At 67.3% G+C, this 21,838-nt stretch carries 15 protein-coding genes and 1 pseudogene; 8 read left to right on the top strand and 8 right to left on the bottom strand.

All coding sequences use genetic code 11. The features are described from left to right. Nucleotide 1: 1 nt before the first annotated feature. Both EDF58_RS10765 and EDF58_RS10760 read right to left on the bottom strand, forming a co-directional pair. Complete coding sequence (locus EDF58_RS10765) at nucleotides 2-1,312, bottom strand: glycoside hydrolase family 130 protein (protein ID WP_132265208.1); 1,311 nt, start codon at nucleotides 1,310-1,312, stop codon at nucleotides 2-4. Further along, complete coding sequence (locus tag EDF58_RS10760; protein WP_243654172.1) at nucleotides 1,284-3,671, bottom strand: glycosyltransferase family 4 protein; 2,388 nt, start codon at nucleotides 3,669-3,671, stop codon at nucleotides 1,284-1,286. The genes EDF58_RS10765 and EDF58_RS10760 overlap by 29 nt, the downstream gene beginning before the upstream one ends. Nucleotides 3,672-3,982: 311 nt before the next feature. On the opposite strand from EDF58_RS10760, the gene EDF58_RS10755 reads away from it, so the two are divergent. The 6 genes from EDF58_RS10755 (at nucleotide 3,983) to EDF58_RS10730 (ending at nucleotide 9,740) form a co-directional block, all read left to right on the top strand. Next, the gene (locus EDF58_RS10755; RefSeq protein WP_132265206.1) at nucleotides 3,983-5,014 is read left to right on the top strand and encodes a DUF1338 family protein; all 1,032 of its coding nucleotides are present in this window, start codon (nucleotides 3,983-3,985) and stop codon (nucleotides 5,012-5,014) included. Continuing rightward, nucleotides 5,011-6,441 carry a succinylglutamate-semialdehyde dehydrogenase gene (astD, locus tag EDF58_RS10750; protein ID WP_132265204.1) on the top strand — a complete coding sequence of 477 codons (1,431 nt, stop codon included), beginning with the start codon at nucleotides 5,011-5,013 and terminating at the stop codon, nucleotides 6,439-6,441. The genes EDF58_RS10755 and astD overlap by 4 nt, the downstream gene beginning before the upstream one ends. Continuing rightward, nucleotides 6,438-7,646 carry a hydrolase gene (locus tag EDF58_RS10745; protein WP_132265202.1) on the top strand — a complete coding sequence of 403 codons (1,209 nt, stop codon included), beginning with the start codon at nucleotides 6,438-6,440 and terminating at the stop codon, nucleotides 7,644-7,646. The genes astD and EDF58_RS10745 overlap by 4 nt, the downstream gene beginning before the upstream one ends. Continuing rightward, the gene (locus EDF58_RS10740) at nucleotides 7,643-8,662 is read left to right on the top strand and encodes an arginine N-succinyltransferase (RefSeq protein WP_132265200.1); all 1,020 of its coding nucleotides are present in this window, start codon (nucleotides 7,643-7,645) and stop codon (nucleotides 8,660-8,662) included. Before EDF58_RS10745 ends, EDF58_RS10740 begins: the two co-directional genes overlap by 4 nt. A 104-nt stretch (nucleotides 8,663-8,766) precedes the next feature. Next, nucleotides 8,767-9,468: an HAD family phosphatase gene (locus EDF58_RS10735; RefSeq protein ID WP_132265199.1), complete on the top strand. Its 702-nt coding sequence runs from the start codon at nucleotides 8,767-8,769 to the stop codon at nucleotides 9,466-9,468. 71 nt (nucleotides 9,469-9,539) lie between these two features. Beyond that, on the top strand, nucleotides 9,540-9,740 hold the full coding sequence (locus EDF58_RS10730) for a hypothetical protein (RefSeq protein WP_132265197.1): 201 nt from the start codon (nucleotides 9,540-9,542) through the stop codon (nucleotides 9,738-9,740). Between the two features lie 86 nt (nucleotides 9,741-9,826). Here EDF58_RS10730 and maiA read toward each other — a convergent pair whose 3' ends face one another. The 4 genes from maiA to phhA form a co-directional block, all read right to left on the bottom strand. Beyond that, the gene (gene maiA / locus EDF58_RS10725) at nucleotides 9,827-10,474 is read right to left on the bottom strand and encodes a maleylacetoacetate isomerase (protein WP_132265195.1); all 648 of its coding nucleotides are present in this window, start codon (nucleotides 10,472-10,474) and stop codon (nucleotides 9,827-9,829) included. Next, complete coding sequence (locus tag EDF58_RS10720; RefSeq protein ID WP_132265373.1) at nucleotides 10,471-11,031, bottom strand: VOC family protein; 561 nt, start codon at nucleotides 11,029-11,031, stop codon at nucleotides 10,471-10,473. The genes maiA and EDF58_RS10720 overlap by 4 nt, the downstream gene beginning before the upstream one ends. A 106-nt stretch (nucleotides 11,032-11,137) precedes the next feature. Further along, on the bottom strand, nucleotides 11,138-12,280 hold the full coding sequence (gene hppD / locus EDF58_RS10715) for a 4-hydroxyphenylpyruvate dioxygenase (RefSeq protein ID WP_132265193.1): 1,143 nt from the start codon (nucleotides 12,278-12,280) through the stop codon (nucleotides 11,138-11,140). Continuing rightward, nucleotides 12,277-13,134 carry a phenylalanine 4-monooxygenase gene (gene phhA, locus EDF58_RS10710; protein ID WP_132265191.1) on the bottom strand — a complete coding sequence of 286 codons (858 nt, stop codon included), beginning with the start codon at nucleotides 13,132-13,134 and terminating at the stop codon, nucleotides 12,277-12,279. The genes hppD and phhA overlap by 4 nt, the downstream gene beginning before the upstream one ends. A 107-nt stretch (nucleotides 13,135-13,241) precedes the next feature. Here phhA and EDF58_RS10705 point away from each other — a divergent pair, with 107 nt between their 5' ends. Continuing rightward, entirely contained in the window at nucleotides 13,242-13,703 is a 462-nt protein-coding gene (locus EDF58_RS10705) for an Lrp/AsnC family transcriptional regulator (RefSeq protein WP_132265189.1), read from the top strand. Nucleotides 13,704-14,039: 336 nt separating this feature from the next. On the opposite strand, the gene EDF58_RS10700 is transcribed toward EDF58_RS10705, so the two are convergent. Then, nucleotides 14,040-18,770 (bottom strand): NAD-glutamate dehydrogenase domain-containing protein, encoded by a 4,731-nt coding sequence (locus EDF58_RS10700; protein WP_132265188.1) that lies wholly within the window; start codon nucleotides 18,768-18,770, stop codon nucleotides 14,040-14,042. A gap of 286 nt (nucleotides 18,771-19,056) precedes the next feature. Continuing rightward, nucleotides 19,057-20,181: a glycoside hydrolase family 68 protein gene (locus tag EDF58_RS10695; RefSeq protein ID WP_132265186.1), complete on the bottom strand. Its 1,125-nt coding sequence runs from the start codon at nucleotides 20,179-20,181 to the stop codon at nucleotides 19,057-19,059. 220 nt (nucleotides 20,182-20,401) lie between these two features. Between EDF58_RS10695 and EDF58_RS10690 the strand changes: the two are divergent. Continuing rightward, nucleotides 20,402-21,712 (top strand): annotated as a pseudogene (locus EDF58_RS10690) (MFS transporter); the annotation flags it as partial. Nucleotides 21,713-21,838: the final 126 nt, after the last annotated feature.

Raw genomic sequence — 21,838 nt, 5'->3', positions numbered from 1 at the left:
ATCAGGCCATGAGCTTCAGCAGCCCGTCGATCTCGCAAGTGGCGAAGCCCACGGTGCTATCCGAAATGCCGTAGGGCAGGAGGAGCCGCTCGCCCACTTTCAGGGCGCCGCAGGTATAGACCACGTTCGGCACATAGCCCGAGCGGTCGGCATTTTCCGCCGTCAGCACCGGCTCGACCGTGCGGGCAAGGACTTTCGAGGGGTCCTTCAGGTCCAGCAAGGCGCAGCCGAGCGCATATTTGCGCATGGCGCCCACGCCGTGCGTGAACAGCAGCCAGCCGTGCTCGGTCGGGATCGGGCTGCCGCAATTGCCGATCTGGATGAATTCCCAGGGGTATTTCGGCTCCATCAGCAGCACGCCATCGTCGTCCCACATGTCGAGCGAGTCGGAGCGGAGCAGGAACAGGTTCTTGCCGTCCTGGCGCCCGACCATGGCGAACTGGCCGTCGATCTTCTCGGGAAACAGCGCCATGCCCTTGTTGCGACCGGCACGGCCGCGGATAGGCTCTAGCTCGAACGCCCGGAAATCGCGCGTGCGCAGCAGTTCGGAGCGGATCGAACTGCCCGAGTAGGCCGTGTAGGTGCCCACCCATTCGAAGTCGCCGCCGCCATGGTCGAACCGCACGAGGCGCAAGTCTTCCAGCCCGCCGCGCTGCTGTTCGGTGATCGGGAAGATCACGGTGTTGGACAGGCTCGATTCGGGATGGCGGTGGACCGAGACGGCGCCGTCGGCATCGACTTCGCCTTCCTCGTCCAGTTCCACGGATGTCGCGAAGGAGGCCTGCGGCCAGAGGCAGAACGTGCCGTCGGCCTCGGCTATGCCTTCGCGGAAGGCGATGGAGCTGATGTGCCCTTCGCCCACGGCCCGCAGCGACATGATGAAGCGCACCGCGCCGTCCTGCATTCCAGACTGGTCAGGCGCAGGCACGATCGAAGGGTTCATCAGGGCCGCTGCCGCGAACGTATATTCGTGGCAGAAATAGGCCCCGATCAGCCGCTGGCGCGTCTCGGAAAACTGGGTGGGATCAAGATCCAGATTCGACGCAACTTCCAGGAAGCGGTCGGCGAATATGTTCTCGGTCTGCCAGTGCCGCTCCTTGAAGTCGCGCAGCACGCGCTCGTACTCGGAGGCCACCTGCTCTTCGCTCAGGCCGGCGATATCCTCCACGAGTTTGTTCGCACGGCCGCCGGGCGCGTTCTTGCCCTGCCAGCCCAGGTGGAACGGGCGCAGCACGACTCGCGCCGGATCGGCGTAAAGGCGAGTCTCAAAAACATGGAGCGGTTCAGACCAGACGTTCTCGGGCCGATTCAAGCAATCCTCCTCCACGTCCGAGCGGTGCCGACACGGCAAGCTCGGCCAGAGCATAGTGCGAAAGTTGGAAGGCGAGAATGGATTCCGCACCGCAATTGGCGTTGACTCCCCTCGGTGTGACCCCATCCCGGCAACGGCCCGTCGCAATGTCCGCCAGAATGACGCCGCGATCGTTGCCGCCGAAGAACCAGCGCCATGCCGTCAGCGCATGTTCCACCCAGAAGGCACCATGCGTGGCGGTCCAGGCGGAGCAGGCTGCCTCGATGGCGGCCTGGGCTTCCAGTGGCTGCTGGTCGAACGGCAGGTAGCCATGCGGCTTGCCGAAGCTTTCCGAGCCGATCGGGCGGAACTGGCCGCGCGCGGAGACCTGCTGGCGGCAAATCCATTCCAGCGTTTCCAGGCCGGCCCCGATCCAGGCTTCCCGGTCCAGCGCGCGGCCCGCTTCGATCAGGGCCTGCGGCAGCCGGGGGTTGTCATAGCCGAGCACGGCCTCGAACCAGGCCCAGTCGGGACGGCGCCCATGGCCGAGCAGGCGCATGAGGAAGTCGCCCCCCTCCCGCGCACACTCCAGCGCCGCCGTATTGCGGGGATCGCGCCGCAGCACCGCGCAGGCGCCGAGCATGGCGAAAGCGCGGGCGCGGGGCGCCTCGATCGTGGCCAGCCGGGGGAGCACGTCCTCGAACAGCTGGAGCGCCCATTCCGAAAGGCTCTGGTCCGGCGCCCGTTCGTATGTGTGCCCCAGTGACCAGATGGCGCGACCGTTGGAATCTTCCGAACCCTCGTCCTCGCACCAGCCCCGGTCGAAGCGCATGAAGTTGCGGAAGCGCGCAAGGTCCGGGTTCCATGCCGACTGCACGAAGGCCGCGTAGGCAAGGCTCCACTTCATCCGCTCGGCCACCGGCAGGCCGCGCGCGACGTTCATCAGCATGAGCGCGCGGGCATTGTCGTCCAGGCAATACCCGTGGCGGCGGTCCGGCACCACGCCCACCGAGTGCTGGAGCATGCCGGTGGCATCGCTCATCGCCAGCACGGCGGCGAGGCCCGGCGTCGCGGTAATCGGCGGCATCGCCGGATCGGGCGCGCGGGCCCGGTCGACAAGGCGCAGGCTGGCGTCGGCGAAGCGCGGCCAGATCATCTCGCGGCCCCGCGCCCAGGCGCGGCGCTGCATGGCGGTGAGGTCCGCCGGACGATCGAGCAGGGCGTTGACCGCTTCGGCGATCGCCTCGCTGGAGCCCGGCTCGATCAGGCGGCCGATCCCCTCGCCCAGCAATTCGCGGGCATGGACATAAGGCGTGGACACCACGGCCTTGCCCACCGCCACGGCATAGCTGAGCGTGCCGGACGTCGATTGCTGCATCCCCAGATAGGGCGTCAGGTAGATGTCGCAGGCTTCGAGCTGGTCGAGCAGTTCGTCGGTTTCGAGGAAGCGGTTTTCCCAGGCGATGTGCGAGAGCACGCCCAGCCGATCGGCCAGGGCCTGCAATTCCTCGCGATAGGCCTCGCCCTCGTAAGCGACGAGATTGGGATGCGTGGCGCCGACGATGCGGTAGATCACCTCGGGATGGCGCGCGACGATGGCCGGCAGCGCCCGGATCGCGTGTTCCAGCCCCTTGCCGCGGCTGAGCAGGCCGAACGTCATGAGCACCTTGCGGCCGTCGAGACCCAGCTGCTCCTTGAATTCGTCCTGGCGGCCGAAGGGACGGTCCGGCGCGCCGTGCTCGATCACTTCGAGGATGCGCGGCGGGGCGTCGTATTCGCTCTCCAGCAGGTTTCGCGAATGATGCGACATGACCATGATACGCGAGGCGCGCGCGATCAGGTGGCGCAGGATCTTGCGCTGGCGCTCGGAAGGATCGGACAGCACGGTGTGCAGCGTGAGCACCAGCGGCGCGGCCAGACGGTCCACGAAGTCCAGCACCATCTCGCCATCCTCGCCGCCGAAGATGCCGTATTCATGCTGGACCCAGACCGCATCGACGCCGGCTTCATTGATCTGGCGTGCGGCGCGGGCGTAGTCCTCGGGATCGTTGCAAGCGATCGTCCCCGTGACCTCCCGATAGTCCAGCCGGTGGTCGGGATCGTCCAGCGCGTGCACGTCGAGCGTGATCTCGGGATGGAATTCCCGCAGCTTCTCGAAGATGTCGGTGGTGAAAGTGGCGATGCCGCACTTGCGCGGCGCAAAGTTGCCGACAAGCGCGATGTGCAGGGGCCGCGGTGCCGGCCGATCCGCTTCGGGCCTGTTCGCTTCGAGAGGCCCCGTCTCGGCGTCGCCGCTGGAGGGGATCACGTCGAAGATCGAACGGACTTTGTCCGAACCCGATTTCCGGCCGGGTTCTTCGTCACGAGGCATCAGGTTCATGCGCACCCCGCAGAAGGTGGAGGAGAATGCTCAATGAAAGCCCAAGAGTGCCATGAGTTTCCCGCTGCACTGCAAAAAAACTGACATGTCGCGGCAAAGCGCCCGCCGCGAAGGCCGTGCAGAGGCCGGAAACGCGTTAAGTTCACATTTGTGCAGTTGCGAATCGGGAGATGGCGGCACGACGGAGGCGCAAGCAGGTCGCGATTTAGTATAGACAAAAAAGCATAGGCCCACCCCTGCCCGGCATGGACTTGGCTCCGGGGCTTTCCTATGTCCGTCGAACGCGCAAACTGAGAAACGACGGGAACACCATGCCCTCCGCCTCCACCCCTTTCGCGAATCGGGACCAGACGCTCTACCGGCTGCTGTCAGCCGCCGTGGGCGACGATGCCGCGACTTCGGCCCTGACCGTTCTGACCATAGACCCAGCCCTTGCCGGCTCGGGAGACACCGTGTCCCGCGCACAAGTCGCGATGGCGCTCAACGCTGCGCTCTTCGCAGACCTGCTGGTACGCGTGCCCACCGCGGCGCGTTACGTCCAGACCGTGCGCGAGGCGGGCGAGACGATCGTCTTCGACCACGGCGCCCTGCGCACCATCGACGGCGAAACCGGCGACCTGCCTGCCGGCCACGAGGCTTTCGGCCGCTTTCTGATCCCGCTCGGCTATGAAGTGGGCGGGCTCTATCCGCTGCCCAAGCTGAAGATGACCGGCCGCGCCTATGTCCAGCGCGACCTGCCCGAGACGATCCCGCAGTTCTTCGTGTCCGAACTCCATGTCGAGCAGCTGGCCGAAGCGGCCCGGGCCGCCTGCGCCAGTGTCTTCGGCACTTCCGTCGATCCGCTCGGCGAAGCGGAATGGGCGGCGCTGGACGCGCTTTCCGCCAAGGCCGCCTGCGCCTTCGAGCAGGGCGTCACCGCGCTCAAGGGCGCGCTCGCCTGTTTCGAGCGGCAGCATCAGCCCCCGGCGCTGGCGGATTACGAAGTGCTCCTGCCGGAAACCCGCGAAGGCGCCTGGATCGCCACCGAGGGCAATGCCTTCAACCATGCCACGACCCGGACGGCCAATGTCATGATCCTGGCCGAGGAACTGAAGGAAGACGGCTATCCGATGAAGCCGTCGGTGGAGATCTCGCAGAACGGCCGCGTCCGCCAGACGGCGATCCTGGCGGACAAGGTCGTGCGCCCCTTCCGCGAGGCCGACGGCAGCGAAGTGCCGCTGCCGGTGCCGGGCTCCTTCTACGAATTCATCACCCGCGACATCGATCCCGAGACCGGCAAGCTCGATCTCACGTTCGATTCAGGCAATGCCACCGGCATCTTCGCCGTCACGAGGAACGCATGAACCAGCTGAGGTCCTACGATCCCGCCAGCGGCGCCCTCGTCTGGGAAGGCCCGATCGCGGACGCCGCGGCCGTGGACGCCGCGCTGGAACGCGCCCATGCGGCCTTCCCCGGCTGGGCGGCGCTGCCCGTGGCGGCCCGGGTCGAGGCGGTGCAACGCTACAAGGCCGTGCTCGAAGCCCGCAAGGACGCCGTGGCCGAGGTCATCGCGCGCGAGACCGGCAAGCCGCTCTGGGAGACGCGCGCCGAACTCGCCTCGATGATCGGCAAGATCGGCATCTCCATCGCCGGACAAGCCGAGCGCGCGGGCGAGAAACGCAGCGACATGCCGTTCGGACAGGCCGTTCTGCGCCACCGCCCACACGGCGTCATGGCCGTGCTCGGGCCTTTCAACTTCCCCGGCCACTTGCCCAACGGCCACATCGTCCCGGCCCTGCTGGCGGGCAACACGGTGGTGTTCAAGCCCTCCGAGATGACTCCCGCGACCGGGCAGGCCATGGCCGATGCCTGGTTCGAAGCGGGCCTTCCCGAAGGCGTGTTCCAGATCGTTCACGGCGCCCGCGCCACCGGCGAGGCGCTGGTGGCAGGCCATATCGACGGCCTGCTGTTCACCGGCTCGGCCGGCGCCGGCGCGCATTTCCGGCGGATCTTCGCGGATCGGCCGGACGTGATCCTCGCGCTCGAACTTGGCGGCAACAACCCGCTGGTGGTATGGGACGGCGATCTCGACGAGGCCGCCTCGGTCGTCGTCCAGTCCAGCTTCATTACCACCGGCCAGCGCTGTTCCTGCGCGCGCCGCCTGATCGTGCCGGACGACGATTTCGGCGCGGCCCTGGTCGATGCCGTGGCCGCGCTGGCGGACCGGATCACCGTGGGCGCCTGGAACGAGACCCCCGAACCGTGGATCGGCCCGCTGATCTCCGAGCGCGCGGCCGAGGCCGCTGCGGAGCGTTACGACGAACTGGTCGCGCGCGGCGCGCGGGTCGTGCGGCCTTTCGGCGGGATCGAGGGCCGCAGCGGCGCCTTCGTGACGCCGGGCATTCTCGACGTGACCGGCGTGGACGTGCCTGACGAGGAAGTGTTCGCCCCCATCGTCCAGGTCACGCGGGTTCCGGACTTCGACGCCGCGATCGCCGCTGCCAACGCCACGCGCTTCGGCCTTTCCGCCGGGCTCGTCAGCGCCGACGACGGCTTGTGGGACCGCTTCGTGCTGGAGAGCCGCGCGGGCGTGGTCAATCGCAACCGCCCGACCACCGGCGCGGCCGGATCGATGCCCTTCGGCGGCCTTGGCGACAGCGGAAACCACCGCCCCAGCGCCTATTATGCCGCCGATTACTGCGCCTATCCGGTAGCCAGCTTCGAGGCGGCAGACGCGCAGGGCAACAGCGCCGCCCTGAACGGCAAGCTGAACGGCAAACTGGGCGGATGAGCGCTCTCACCGCCGAGGAACAGGACCTTCTGGCCCCGATCGAGCGGGCGCCGATCCTCGCCCACACGCTCGAATGGGCGGCGATCAACAGCGGCACCGCGCATGTCGAGGGGCTGGCCGCGGTGGCCGGGCAGCTCGCCCAGGCTTTCGCGGCGCTGCCGGGGGAAGTGCGGCTGGTCGATCCTGCCCCGGTGGAGAAAGTCGACAGCCAGGGCCAGACCCGCGCCGTGGCCCACGGCCGCCACCTCGTGCTTTCGGTGCGGCCGGAGGCGGCCCGCCGGGTCATCCTGACCGGGCACATGGACACCGTCTACCCGCGCGAACACCCCTTCCAGACCTGCGACTGGCTGGACGAGAACAGGCTGCACGGCCCCGGCACGGCCGACATGAAGGGCGGCCTCGCGCTGATGCTGGCCGGGCTTGCCGCTTACGAGCGCTCCGGCCCGACCCTCGGTTACGACGTCCTCATCAACAGCGACGAGGAAACCGGCTCGCTGTCCTCGGCCGCTCTGATCGCCGATCTGGCGCGCGGCAAACTGGCAGCATTGACTTACGAACCGGCGCTTCCCGGCGGGCAGATGGCCCGCGCGCGGCCGGGATCGGGAAACTATGCCGTGGTGATCCACGGCCGCTCCGCGCACGCGGGCCGCAATCCCGAGGAGGGCCGCAATGCCGTGGTGGCAGCGGGCGATCTCGCCCTGCGCCTCGCCGCGATGCGCCGTCCCGGACTCTCGGTGAATCCGGCCAGGATCGAAGGCGGCGCGCCCAACAACACCGTGCCGGACCTGGCGATCCTCCACTTCAACATGCGCCCCGCCACCCCCGAGCTGGCGGCAGAGGCGCAGGCGCTGGTCAAGGCCGCCGTGGCCGAAGTCTCCGCCGCGCATGACGTGCACATGCACGTCCACGGCCACGTCTCGCGCCCGCCCAAGGCGATCTCGGCCGAGACCGAGGCGCTCTACGGCACCGTCAGCAAGGCCGCCGCCGATCTTGGCCAGCCGATGAGTTGGAAGGACACCGGCGGCGTCTGCGATGGCAACAACATCGCCGCCTGCGGCGTTCCGGTGCTCGACACCATGGGCGCGCTGGGCGGGTCGATCCATTCGCCGGACGAATTCCTGCTGGCCGACTCCCTCGATGCCCGCGCCCGCCTCACCGCTCTCGTCCTTCACCGGATCGACCGCCACGGAGTTTTGCCCGCATGACGTTTCTCCTGCGCACCGCACAGGAAAAGGACCTCGACGCGCTCTATCGCATGGCGAAGGGCACGGGCGGCGGCTTCACCAACCTGCCGCCGGACAAGCCCACGCTGGGCGCCAAGCTGAAGCGCACGGCCAAGAGCTTCGCGCGGGAAAGCGAGGACATCGCCAACGACCTCTTCGTGTTCATCCTGGAAGATACCGCCACGGGCAAAGTCCGCGGCACCTGCCAGGCCTTCTCGCAAGTGGGCACGGAGTTTCCCTTCTATTCCTATCGGATCGGCCGGATCACGCAGCACTCGCAGGAACTGGGACGCACCTTCCGCGCCGAAATGCTGACGCTCTGCACCGATCTCGACGGCGCCAGCGAAGTGGGCGGGCTCTATCTGGACGCCACCGAACGCTCGGCCGGCGTGGGCAAGCTGCTGGCCCGCAGCCGCTACCTCTTCATCAAGACGCACCGCGCGCGCTTTGGCGATACCACCCTGGCCGAACTGCGCGGTGCCATCGACGATGCCGGCAACTCGCCGTTCTGGGACGGTCTTGCAGGCCGCTTCTTCGACATGAGCTTCCGCGATGCCGACGAATTCAACGCCAAGCACGGCAACCAGTTCATCGCCGACCTGATGCCCAAGCACCCGATCTACTGCGCCCTGCTCTCCGAGGCGGCGCGCCAGGTGATGGGCCAGCCGCACTACTCCGGCCGCCCGGCGATGCGGATGCTGGAGAACGAGAACTTCGCCTTCCAGAACTACGTCGACATCTTCGACGGCGGCCCGACCATGCTCGCCCGGACCGACCAGATCCGCACCGTGCAGGACGCCCGCACCGGCATGATTACCGCCCTGACCAAGGCGGACGATACGGAAGCCAGCCACCTCGTGGCGACCGGCCGCCTCGCACGGTTCCGGGCCTGCCTCGGCAAAGTGGACGCTGCCGACGGCGGCGTGACGCTGGACGCCGCAGCGGCGGCACTGCTCGGTGTCGAGGTGGGCGATACGGTGACTTACGCCAACGCATGATGTCCCCGTCGCCCCGGACACGATCCGGGACGACGGGCGCTTTTCGCAACCGCACATTCGCCCTTTGCAATGGTCCCGACACTGTCAGGGCGCATATTGAGCCGATGACTTCCCTGCCCGAAACGCTTCGCTCCCCCGTGCTGCCCGACCCGATCCGCGCGGCGATCTTCGACATGGACGGGACGCTGCTCGATACCGAAGCCGCCCACGGCCGCGCTTTCGCGCAGACCGGCAAGGCGATGGGCTATCCGCTCGCAGCGGAGCTGCAGAATTCGATGGTCGGCATCCACCGCGACGGTTCGCGCCGCCTGGTGGCCGACCACATGGGCCCGGACTTCCCGCTGGACCGCTTCTTCGAGGAGAGCGACCGGGCCTTCGCAGCCATGCTCGATGCCGGAATACCGCTGCGGCCCGGCGCCGAGGTGATCCTGGAGCACTTCGCCAAGGCCGGCATTCCCATGGCCATCGCCACGTCCTCGGAAGCGCCTTATGCGCAGCAACGCCTCGAAAAGGCGGGCCTGCTGCGCTATTTCGATCTCGTGGTCACCCGCAACGACGTGACCGAGGCCAAGCCCCACCCCGAACCCTACCTGCTGGCCGCCCGCCGCCTCGGTGTCGATCCGGCGCATTGCGTCGCCATCGAAGACAGCCCCGCGGGCGTCCGCTCGGCGACTTCGGCCGGGATTGCCACGGTGATGGTGCCCGACCTGCTGCCCGCCACCGAGGAACAGACGCTGCTCTGCGCGCAAGTGCTGCCCAGCCTCCACGCCTTGCGCGACCTGCTGCTGGCGCCTGCCGAAAGCTGAGCGAATTGGGCGGTGCATAGCTTGCCCCGCCCGCTGGACCGCCCCGCCACGATCTCGCTACGGGCGGGCGGATGAGCATTATCGCCACCATCATGAATTCGACCACCGGCCAACCCATCCAGAAGATGACGTTCGGCCGCATGCCCAAGCCCTGGGCGAGCTTCAACCTCGCCACCGGCGAACTCGTCACCGCCGACCGCGTCCATGTGGGCAAGCCTGCGCCGGGAAAGTTCGCCGCGCCCGTCGAAGTCTGGGTCACGCCGAAGGCCTGAGGGCGCCTGTCAGGTAGTCTTTTCCCATCGGGACGCAGGGAAAGCGCCGGATTCTCTGCGTCTCCGCCGACGGGAACCTTACGCGGTCAGTTTCGGTCCGGCTGGCGGTCGGGATGCGCGGCAATGAAGGCGGGATGCTCCCGGCAGGCCGTATCTATCCGCGTCAGGTGCGGATAGGCCGACAGATCGCAGGAAAACCGCCGCGCATTGTAGAGCTGCGGCACCAGGACGCATTCGAACAGCCCCGGCGCATCGAACAGGAAATCTCCTGCCCCGCGTGACGCCTCCAGACGCTGCGCCAGTCGCGTCTCGACGCTTTCGAACGTGCGGGCGATCCAGTGGCGATACCAGTCGTCCACTTCATCCTGCGCATGGCCGAGGTCGTTTTTCAGGTACTTGAGCACCGGCAGGTTGAGCGGCGCATGAAGCTCGGTGGCGATCGCCAACGACAGTTCGCGCGACGCGAAGCGGTCCTCGATATCGCGGGGGAGCAACGGACGGTCGGGAAAGCTCTCGTCGAGCCATTCCAGTATCGCCATCGACTGCGCATAGATGCGCCCATCGATCTCCAGCGCCGGAACACCGCCGTAGGGGTTGAGGCGGCGGTACTCCCGGGAGCGCTGCTCCCCGTCGAGCAGGTTGACCGCAACCTGCTCGTATTCAAGCCCCTTGAGACCCAGCGCGATGCGCAGGCGGTAGCTGGTGGAGCTGCGCCAGTAGCCGTGGAGCCTCACGTCTCCGCCGCGATCTTCTCGTGCAGCCAGGCCGCGTGACGCGGGGCCTTCTTGGTGCGCGCCCATTCCTCCAGCATGTCGTCGGCCACGGCCTTGAGCTGGGCCATCTGGCCGGAGCTGCCGAACTGCCAGGCGAGTTCGAGGCGGTGGCCGTTGGGATCGAACAGGTAGATCGACTTGAAGACGCCGTGATGGACCGGGCCGACCACCGAAATGCCCCGCGCCTCGGCCCGCTGCTTGGCCGAAAGGAGGTCCTGCTCGCCCTCCACCTTGAAGGCGATGTGCTGGACCCAGGCGGGGGTCGCCTCGTCGCGCCCCATCTCGGGTGAATTCGGAAGCTCGAAGAAGGCCAGCACATTGCCGCCGCCGCAGTCGAGGAAGACGTGCATGTAGGGATCGGGGGCGCCGGTCGAGGGCACTTTGTCCTCGGCGATCGCCAGCATGAAATCCATGCCCATCACCTCGCGGTAGAACGCGACGGTCTCCTTCGCGTCGTGGCAACGGTAGGCGACATGGTGGATCCCACCAAGTTTCGGCGCCAAAGTCGCGTCGGGCATCGGGGCTGGCATCGGGCTCTCGTCAGTCATCTTAGGTCTCCCGGGAATTGCGGGCGAGCCTGCGTGGGCCCGCCCGTCTCTCCCAATTTCGTGTGCGCCGCGCCGCTTATCCGGCGGGCTCTTCCACCTTCAACACGCCGCGGCGGATCTGGTCGCGCTCCATGCTTTCGAACAGTGCCTTGAAATTGCCGTTTCCGAAACCGTCGTCGCCCTTGCGCTGGATGAATTCGAAGAACACCGGCCCGACGCGGGCCTCGGCAAAGATCTGCAGCAGCAGGCGCGGCTGGCCATCCGCGCCGACTTCATCGGTGGTGCCGTCGAGCAGGATGCCGCGCATCTTGAGCTGGTCGGCAGGCTCGCCATGGCCGGGAAGCCGCTCTTCGAGCATCTCGTAGTAGGTTTCCGGCGGCGCGGTCATGAACGGCACGCCCAGCGCCTTGAGCTTGTCCCACGCGCCGACGAGATCGTCGCAGATCAGCGCGATGTGCTGGATGCCCTCACCGTTGAAGGCGCGCAGGAATTCGTCGATCTGGCCCTTCCCGCCCTCGGCCTCTTCGTTGAGCGGGATGCGGATCTTGCCGTCCGGCGCGGTGAGCGCCTTGGAGGTGAGGCCGGTGTATTCGCCCTTGATGTCGAAATAGCGGATCTCGCGGAAGTTGAAGAGCTTCTCGTAGTAATCCGCCCAATAGGCCATGCGGCCGCCGTAGACGTTGTGGGTCAGGTGGTCGATCACGTCGAAGCCGGCGCCGACCGGGTGGCGATCGACGCCGGGCAGATAGTCGAAGTCGATGTCGTAGATCGACAGGGCGCCGTCGCTTTCGCCGTTTTCATCGGCGCGCTCGTAGCGGTCGATCAGGTAGATGATCGAGTTGCCGATGCCGCGGATGCCCGGCAGGTGCAGTTCCATCGGTCCGGTCTCGACCGAAACAGGCTCGGCCGAGCGGGCCAGCAGTTCGGCATAGGCGGCGCGGGCGTCGCGAACGCGGAACCCCATGCCGCAGGCCGAAGGGCCATGCTCGCGGCTGAAGAACCAGGCCGGGCTGTGCGGCTCGTAATTGGTGATGAAATTGATGCCGCCCTGGCGCCAGAGTTCCACGTCCTTCGAGCGGTGACGGGCGATCTTCGTGAAGCCCATCGCCTCGAACACCGGCTCCAGCACGCCCTTTTCCGGCGCCGAGAACTCGACGAACTCGAAGCCGTCCAGTCCGATGGGATTTGGCTCGATGGAGGTTTCGAGAAGGTCGGTCATGGAAGCGTTTCTCCGAAAGGAATTTCGCCGGAAAGCGTCTCTCCGGCAGGAATGGGCGGCGCCGCGCGCCAGGTTTCGTAGACGGGGCCGAAATCCAGCCCGACCAGATCCTCGATCAGCTGCGGCAGGCTCTCCAGGACGAAGTAGGTCTTCTGGAAAGCATCGATCATGTAACCGGTGCGCATGACGCGCACGGCATCGAAGGGCAGCCGCAGGACCGCGCGATCCTCGATGGAAAAGCGGGTTTCGCTGGCCGAGGAGATGATGCCGGCGCCGAAGACCTTCAACGCGCCGTCCTCGCGGACCAGCCCGAATTCGATGGTGTACCAGTAGATCCGCGCCAGCATCCCCAGCGCATCCATCGCCATGGCCCGCGCCCCGGCCTTGCCGTAAAGCTCCAGGAAATCGGCGATGGTGGGATCGAGCAGCATCGGCACATGGCCGAAGAAATCGTGGAACACGTCCGGCTCGACCAGATAGTCCAGCTCATGCTCCTCGCGCAGCCAGCGGGTTACCGGGAAGCGGCGATGGGCAAGGTGGTCGAAGAACACGGCATCGGGAATGAAGCCCGGAACGCCCACCAACTCCCAGCCCGTGGCAGCGCCGAGAATCGCGTTGGCATCCTCGAAGCGTGGGATGCCGTCCGCGCAGTCCAGCCGCGCCAGGCCCTCGCGGAAGGCGCGGCAGGCATATGTCTCGACAAGCGCCGACTGCCGCGCATGAAGGCGGCGCCAGCGTTCGTGCATTTCGGGGGTGTAGGCATGCCAGTCCTGCCCGACCGTGTAGTCCGCGGCAGCGCCTTCATACTCTCCCCGAAGCTCGCTCGTCGATGTCTCGGTGGAGGGCTTCTTCATTCCCTAGAGAATACCACAAGTCTCATGGCAGATTCGTGCGATTGCGCGCGCGCTGGCGGTCTGTAAAAGGGGATTCCACCAGGAAGTCGGCTCAAGGCAGGGGATTCATGCAGCTGGATCTATTCGACCGCAAGATCATCGCGTCCTTGCAGGAAGACGCGCGCATGCCGGTGGCGCAAGTGGCCGAACGCACCGCGCTTTCCGCCACGCCGGTCAGCCGCCGCATCAAGCGGCTGGAGGACGACGGGGTGATCCTGGGCTACGCGCCGGTGCTCGACCCGCGCAAGCTCGGCTTCGAACTGGAAGCCTATGTGCTGATAAACCTGAACGCCCATATCGACGAGAACATCACGCGCTTCGAACAGGCGATCCGCGACAATCCTTATGTCATCGCCTGCCACGCCGTGACCGGCGACATGGATTACATCATCCACATCATCGCCCGCGACGTGGAGCATTTGTCGCAGATCACGCTGAAGACGCTCGTGCGCATTCCCGGCGTGCGCGACGTGAAGTCGAGCATCGTGCTGGAGGCGATCAAGGAACCGCGCACCCTGCCGCTGGAGTGAGGGGTGGTTTGGGTGTGGCGGGGATGGAGGTGCGGCAAGGCACTCGGCCTGCCCCGCTATGCTCGTCATCCTGAACCTGTTTCGGGATGACGAGTGAGATTTCGGCCGACCTGCGCGCTGATGATGGGCCGTGTCCGGCCATCAACTCGCCCCTACGCCCGTCGTCCTCACGCTCCCACACTCCTACGCCCCTGCCCCCCACCTTCGTCATTGCGAGGAGGCGAAGCCGACGAAGCAATCCAGGGCGGCTCTGCGCGACTCTGGATTGCTTCGCTCCGCTCGCAATGACGAAAGGAATGGAGACGGGGCAGGAGAAAACCCCTGCCCCGTCTCCACTTACCGCCCGAGCAGGTTCCTTGCCTGGCTGGCGATCTGCGCCAGCATGGCGGGGCTCAGCGGCACGGTGTTTTCCGCGCGCTGGACCATCGCGCGGAAAGTCTGGATCGCGGCGATATGCGCGCGGCCCCATTCCTCGGCGGCGGCGGCCGGGTCGGACTTGCCGGCCTTGGTCGCGGCCAGGCGCTTCAGGAAGTCGAGGCGCATCTGCTGGAAGTCGCGGGCAAGACCGGCGACGAGCAGGCGCTCCCACGGGTCAGACGGGTTCATGATCGAGGCACTGGCCTGCGCCCAGTCCAGCCCCAGTCCCGCGCCGATGCGGGTGAAGGCCCCCACCAGCTGACGCGGATCGATCCCGGCATCGGCCGCCAGCGCGGCGATGCCTACGGCCCCGTCGAGGTCGTAGAGGTTGGCCACCATGCCCGCCTCGTCCTCGGGCGCGCCGAGTTCGAGCAGGCCGCTGCGCAGCTTCTTCGAATGCGCGACGATGCGTTCGCCCAGCAGCTCGTGCGTATCGACCGAGAGCGTGGCCACCGGCTTGCCGATCCGGGCCATGACTTCGGACGGCACGGCCTGTCCCGCGCCCGCCCGCAGCAGGTCCGCCATGTGCCCGCGCACCACGCCGGCCGTGCGGTCGAACAACGCGATGCGGGCGTCTTCGCTCATCGGCGCCACTTCGAGGCGTTCCCAGAGGGCGTCGAGATCGAAGAGCTGCTCCGCCAGCGCGAAGGCGGCGGCGACTTGCGCAAGGTCCGCGCCCTCCTCCTCGGCCAGTTCGAAGGGATGGACGATGCCCAGGCGATTGACGATGCGGTTGGCCAGCTTGGTGGCGATGATCTCGCCGGCCAGGCGGTGGCCTTCGATGAAGCGGGCGAACCTGGCCTGCATCGGCTGCGGGAAGGCCGCCAGCAGCATGGGCTGGAGCGTCGCATCCGTCGCCAGGGCCGAGTTCTCGATCGCCGCCTGAAGCACCAGCTTGCCGCTGGACAGCAGCACCGCCAATTCGGGGCGGGTCAGCCCGCGTCCGTCCTGCGCGCGGCGGCCGAGCGTTTCGTTGTCGGCCAGCCCCTCGGTCTTGCGGTCGAGGTTGCCGCCTTCCTCCAGCGTCTCGATCAGGCGGATATGCGAAGGCATGGCCGTCGCCCCGCCGCGCTCGGCGATGGAAAGCGCCAGGGCCTGGAGGCGGTTGTCCTCCAGCACCAGCTCCGCCACTTCGTCGGTCATCTCGCGCAGCAGTTCGACACGCTCTTCCTCGGTGAGCTTGTCGGCCCGCTTGGCGGCGGCCAGCGCGATCTTGATGTTGACCTCGTTGTCCGAGCAGTCGACGCCCGCCGAGTTATCGATGAAGTCGGTGTTGATGCGCCCGCCTCTGGAGGCGAATTCGATGCGCGCCGCCTGGGTGACGCCCAGGTTGGCGCCTTCACCGATCACCCGCACGCGCAGTTCGTTGGCGCTGACGCGCAAGGCATCGTTGGCCGGATCGCCCACAGTGGCGTTGTTCTCGCCGGAGGACTTCACGTAAGTGCCGATACCGCCGAACCACAGCAGGTCGACCGGCGCCCAGAGGATCGCCGAGATCAGCGATTCGGGGTCCAGCTCGTTCGCCTCGATGCTCAGGGCGGCGCGCACTTCGTCCGTCAGCGCGATCGACTTCGACTTGCGCGAGAACACGCCGCCGCCCTTGGAGATCAGCGCCTTGTCATAGTCTTCCCAGCTCGAATGCGGCAGGTCGAACATGCGCCGACGCTCGGCCCAGCTTTTCGCGGCATCGGGGTCCGGGTCGAGGAAGATGTGGCGGTGGTCGAAAGCGGCCACGACCTTGAGCGAGCGGGAGAGCAACATGCCGTTGCCGAACACGTCGCCCGACATGTCGCCGCAGCCGATCACGCGGACCGGGTCGTTCTGCACGTCGACGCCCATTTCCAGGAAGTGGCGCTGCACCGAAAGCCAGGCGCCGCGCGCGGTGATGCCCATGGCCTTGTGATCGTAGCCGTTGGAGCCGCCGCTGGCGAAGGCGTCGTCCAGCCAGAAGTCGCGCGATTCGGCGATGCCGTTGGCGACATCGGAGAACTTGGCGGTGCCCTTGTCCGCCGCGACCACGAAATAGGGGTCCTCGCCGTCGAGGATCACCACGCCCTTGGGGTGCACGACCTTGTCCGCGACGATATTGTCCGTGATTGAGAGCAAGGTGCCGATGAAGATCTCGTAGCTCGCCTGCCCCTCGGCCGCCCATCCGGCGCGGTCGAGCGCGGGATCGGGAAGCTGCTTGGGATAGAAGCCGCCCTTGGCGCCGGTCGGCACGATCACCGCGTTCTTCACGCGCTGCGCCTTCATCAGGCCCAGGATTTCGGTGCGATAGTCGTCGCGGCGGTCGGACCAGCGCAGCCCGCCGCGCGCGACGGGGCCTGCGCGCAAGTGGATGCCTTCCACGCGGCGCGAATAGACGAAGATCTCGCGCCAGGGCAGCGGCTTGGGAAGGCCCGGGACCAGCGCGGAATCGAACTTGAAGGCCAGCGCGGTCTCACCGGCGGGCGCGAAGGCATTGGTGCGCAGCATGGCGGCCACGACATCGCGGAAGGCCCGCAGGACGCGGTCGTCGTTGATGGCGTTGACCTCGGCCAGGCCGGCGCGGATGGCTTCCTGCGCCTGAGCCTTGGCCTGGGCGCGGTCGCCCTTGAAGGCGGGATCGTGAATGCCGCGGAACAAGTCGATGATACCCAGCGTCACGGCCGGAGCGCCGAGCAGCGCATCGACCACGGTGCCGATACCGAAGTGCATGCCCGCCTGGCGCAAGTAGCGATACCAGGCGCGCAGCCAGTCGGCCTCGCGCTTGGAGAGGCCGAGGCCGGGGACCAGGCGGTTGAAGGGATCGTTCTCGGCCTGGTTGTTGAGCACGCCGGCCAGGGCGTCCTCGATCATCGGCGCCAGCTTCAGCACCTCGCGCGCATCGCTGCCGGTCGGCAGGGCGAGCGTGAAATCGTGGATCGTGCCGATCCGGCCGCGGTCGAGCGGGGTCGGCATTTCCGCCAGCACCCGGAAGCCGAAGTTCTCCAGCGCGGGCACCGCGTCGGAGAGGGGCAGGCTGCCCTCGGCCTGGTAGATCTTGAGGCGAAGCTGCGGCGCTTCGCCCGAATCGTGCTGGTAGAGGCGCACCCCGCGGCTGCCGCGCGCTTCGGTACCGGCATCGCCGACCACCAGTCCGCGCATGTGGCCGATGTCGATGGCGGCCTCGCCCGGACCGTAGTCGCTGCGATAGGCCATCGGGAAGCCTTCGGCATAGCGGGTGGCGATGGCGGCGGCGCGGCCGGGTTCGAGCGACTGGGCCAGCGCGGCTTCCACCGCCTCGCCCCAGCCGCGCAGCATGACCTGCAGACGGTGGTCGAGCGCTTCCTCGTCAAGCGCCTGGGTGCCCTCGCGAATGTCGAGCGTATAGCGCAGCATGGCCAGGTTGCCCGCCTCGACACTGAGCGCCCAATCCAGCGTGGGGGCCTGCGCGGCTTCCTCGATCATCGCCTGGATGCGCTTGCGCATCTGGGTGGAGAGCGTGTCGCGGGCGATCCACACGAATGCGAAAAGGTGGCGCGACAGTGGCGAGGCAGTGACCACCAGGCGCGGGCGCGGACGGTCGACCAGCGCGGTCATCGTCGTCGCCAGGCGCTCGACGTCGGCTTCGCCGAAGCCCAGCACCAGGTCGTGCGGCAGGCTGGTCATGGCATGGGCCAGGGCCTTGCCGGTGTGGCCGCCCGGGTCGAAGCCCAGCTTGCTGCCAAGCCCGGCCAGGAGGCGGCGCAGGCGGGGAACCCGGTCCGGCGCAACGGCCAGCGCGGCGCTCGTCCACATGCCCGCATGGACCGAAAGCGCGGCGATCTTGCCGCCCTCGATGACCGGCACCAGGAACAGGTCCAGCGGTACGCGGCGATGGACGGTGGAAATGACATTGGCCTTGATGACCATCGGCGCACGCACCTCGCCCGCGGCAAGCTGCGCATCGAAAGTCTCGAAGGCGCGGTCGTAGCTGGCGTCGGACAGGAGGTCGCGGGCCTCGCGCTTGCACACGCCGAGCTGGTCGGCATGGCTGCCGTCGCGGCGGCGGGTGACATGGCCCAGCTGGGTGAGCATGCCGCCGGCGAACCAGCGCAGAAGCTCGGCGCCTTCGGCATCGTCGACGCGGTCGGCATCGGCGTCCATCGCCTCGACCATCTTCGGCCAGTCGGCCACGGCGATCCGCACGTCGGCCAGCGTGGTTTCCAGCGCGGCCTGGATATCGCGGCGCTGGCGCGCATCGGCACGGGCGGTCTCGATGTAGATCATCGATTCGCGGCGCGCGCCTTCGCCGGCCTCTTCCGGAAGAGCGACGAGGTCGCCCTTGGCATCGCGCTCCACGCGAACGACCGGGTGAGCCAGGCGGTCGATCACGAGGCCCGCCTCGGCAATGACCGCGGCGACCGAGTCGACCAGGAAGGGCATGTCGTCGTTGACGATGGCGATGCGCAGATAGCGGCGCTCGTCGTTCTCCGAAGCGATCTCGATCACCGGAGTCTCGGGCGGGCGGTGCGCGGCCAGTTCGAGCAGGACGTGCGCGGCTTCCTCGACCCAGGCGCCTTCATCGGGCGCGTCGCCGGGCAGCAGCGAATCGCGGATGCGCGCCACGATGGCGGGCTGCAGCGCGGAGGCCTTGCGACTCGGCTTTGTTCGGGTCTTGGGGGCGGCGGTCAGATCGTCTGCGCTCATTGCATTCTCCCGCATATCAACGGCAGGCGAGGCGTCGCAGTGCGCCTGCTGCCAGACGACGAATATAGGGCCGGTCCAGCGATCCGGCATCCTTCCGCTTTTCCGCCTCGGGCGAAAGATGACGGCAGGGCCTTTTCAACCACACACATGACGATGCGGCGACCCGAAGCGACCGGCCGGTCTCGTCGGCATGGCGAGGTTGTAACGTGATTTCTCTGTCACGCAACATTCGTTTAACGGTGCGAAATTGATTTATTTGCACTTCGGCGACGGAGGGAATTGCCGCCTAGCCGAGCCCGGCCCTGGCACCGTCCAGCCGAAGCTGGAGGAAGGGCGCGAAAGTGCCCCCGAAGTGCGCTCTCCCGCGAGGTTTGCCCCGCTTCGGCCCTTCCCCCGGCCCCCGGTAATCGACGAAGCTGGCGACTTGCAGGTCTGGCAGCACCCACCAGCTATAGGCCTGCCACGGCGCGTCCTCGGGATTGGCAAAAACCAGCCCGTGCCCGTTGAGCAGACGCCACGGCGCGCCGATCCCGGTGGAGACCGCCCCGTAAAGCCCCGTGGGCGCGGCGATCCCCGGCGCGAAGACACCTGCCTGGGTCGACCAGAAGAGATAGCAGAGCCCCCCATGGCTCACGATATGCGGCCGCTCCAGTTCGTTGTTCACGCCTGCCGCGTCGACCAGTGGCGGCAGTTTGGCGAACATGCCGTCCGACTCTTGCCGCGCCAGACCGATCACCCCGTTATGGGCGCCGTGCCGCACGGCCGAAGACGCCGTGAACAGCACGTAGCGCGTACCGTCCGGCGCGCGGAACAGGCTGGGATCGCGAAACGCCTTGATCGCCCCGGCCCGGCCGCCGCCCTCGTGCCGGGTCATGTAGTGGAGGTCCGCCGGCGCGACGATTTCCTCCGGCTCGGACCAGTCTCCAAAGGCCTCTCCGCTCTCCGGCAGCCGCGCCCTGCTGGCAAAGAGGCGCTGACGGAACGAGGGATCGCGCTCCCCCCGCTGCCCCGCCGCGGTGAAGCGCAGTGTCGCCACCCCGTCCTCAACCGTGGCGGAACCGGACCATTCACGGCTGCCGGGCGTGAACCCGTCCGGGAACGTCGCGCCGAGATGGCGGAAGCGTCCGTCCTTGCGATGGAAGTGGTGGATGCGCGCGTGGGCATGGCGCATCTCGGGGTCGGCAAAGGCCGGAGCGGCGAGTGCGAACCACAGTTCGCCGCTGCGCCAACGCCGCGGCGTACCATCGATATCGGCCAGCGGCCAGGCATCCCACACGTCCAGATCGCGCGAAATGCGGCGGACGTCCGCGTCCTCCAGCCGCGGCGCCCTGTCGAAAGCGCCTGCTTCCAGCCGCGCGAGATCGCGGGCCGTCCACGGCAGCGGCGAGAGGGCCAGTTCGGTTTCGGGCATGCGCGAATATCCCTGCAATCGAGGACTTTAGACTCGGAGCTTCACGGCTCGGCAGCGAGCAATGGATTGCAGGGTATCCGTGACTTTTCGTCAATTCCGCAATTAAACCTAGGAAATCGCCGCTAAAACCCCGGCCCCATGCCAGGGCGGTAGATCGACGGATTTGAAGCGCACCGGTTTCGCGATAGAACGAGGCACGGCCGCAAGTTCGGAGGAGCCCATGAAGCCAGGCGCAAAGCCCGAACTCTCGCTGCTGCGCATCTGCGAAATGAACCTCGGTTTCTTCGGTCTCCAGTTCAGCTTCGGTCTGCAACAGGCCAATATGAGCCCGATCTACCGCACGCTCGGCGCTACCGAGGCGATCCTGCCGCTGCTCTGGCTGGCCGGGCCGATGACGGGGCTGATCGTGCAACCCCTGGTCGGCGCAATGAGCGATCGTACCCGGTCCCGCTTCGGGCGGCGCACGCCCTACTTCCTGATCGGCGCGGTGATCTGCTCGCTGTGCCTGCTCGCCATGCCCTATTCGCCCTCGCTCTGGGCCGCCGCGGCCCTGCTCTGGTTGCTGGACGCGGGCAACAACGTGACCATGGAGCCCTACCGCGCCTATGTGGCCGACCGGCTGCGTCCCGCGCAGCGGGCCACCGGCTTTCTCACGCAAAGCGCCTTCACCGGCCTTGCCCAGACACTGTCCTACCTTGCGCCTTCGCTGCTGGCCGCCACGATCGACCGCGACCTGCTGGACGCCAACGGCATTCCCGCCATCGTGCGCGTGGCCTTCGCGATCGGCGCCGTGCTCTCGCTTTCCACCGTGGTGTGGTCGCTCCTGCGCGTGCCGGAACTGCCGCTTGCAGAAGCGGATGGCGCGCTGCAAACCGGCGGCGAAACCGCGACCTCCCTGGCCCCGCGCGCACTGCTGCGCGAGCTTGGCGCGGCCTTGCGGGAAATGCCGACGCCGATGCGGCGGCTGGCGCCTTCGATGCTCTGCCAATGGTATGCGATGTTTGTCTACTGGCAGTTCATAACCGACGCGCTGGCCCGTTCGATCCACGGCACGTCCGACCCCGCCACGCCCGCCTATCGCGCGGCGATCCTGGAGACCCAGCAACTCGGCGCACTCTACAACGCCATCGCCTTCGCCGCGGCGCTGGCGCTCATCCCCCTCGTGCGGCGATTCGGCGCGGCATGGATTCACATGGCCTGCCTCGCCGCTTCGGGGCTGGCCATGTGCTTGATACCCCAGGCCAATTCGATGGCCGCCCTGGCGCCCCTGATGATCGGGCTTGGCCTCGGCTGGGCCGGAATGATGGCAAATCCCTACATCATTCTCGCCAGCGCGATCCCTCCCGAACGGACCGGGCTCTACGTTGGTCTTTTCAATATTTTAATCGTGGCGCCCATGTTGATCGAGACGGTGACGATGCCATTGATCTATAAATCGCTGCTGGCTTCGGATCCGCGCAATGCGCTGGTCCTGGCCGGGTTCCTGATGCTGGCCGGTGCAGGCGCGACGCTTCTGGCAGTCCGCGCCGGCCGCAGCGTGGAACACACAGATATCAAACGGACCACCCGTTTCCGCCGCGGGATTCGAACAGTTAGCCGGCCGGAAAAAGGAAGATGGATGGCGGGGAACGACGATCAGCTGATGGACATGCCGGCG

The sequence above is a fragment of the Novosphingobium sp. PhB57 genome (assembly GCF_004342985.1).
Lineage (GTDB): Bacteria > Pseudomonadota > Alphaproteobacteria > Sphingomonadales > Sphingomonadaceae > Novosphingobium.
This window is presented reverse-complemented; position numbering and strand designations above follow the sequence as displayed.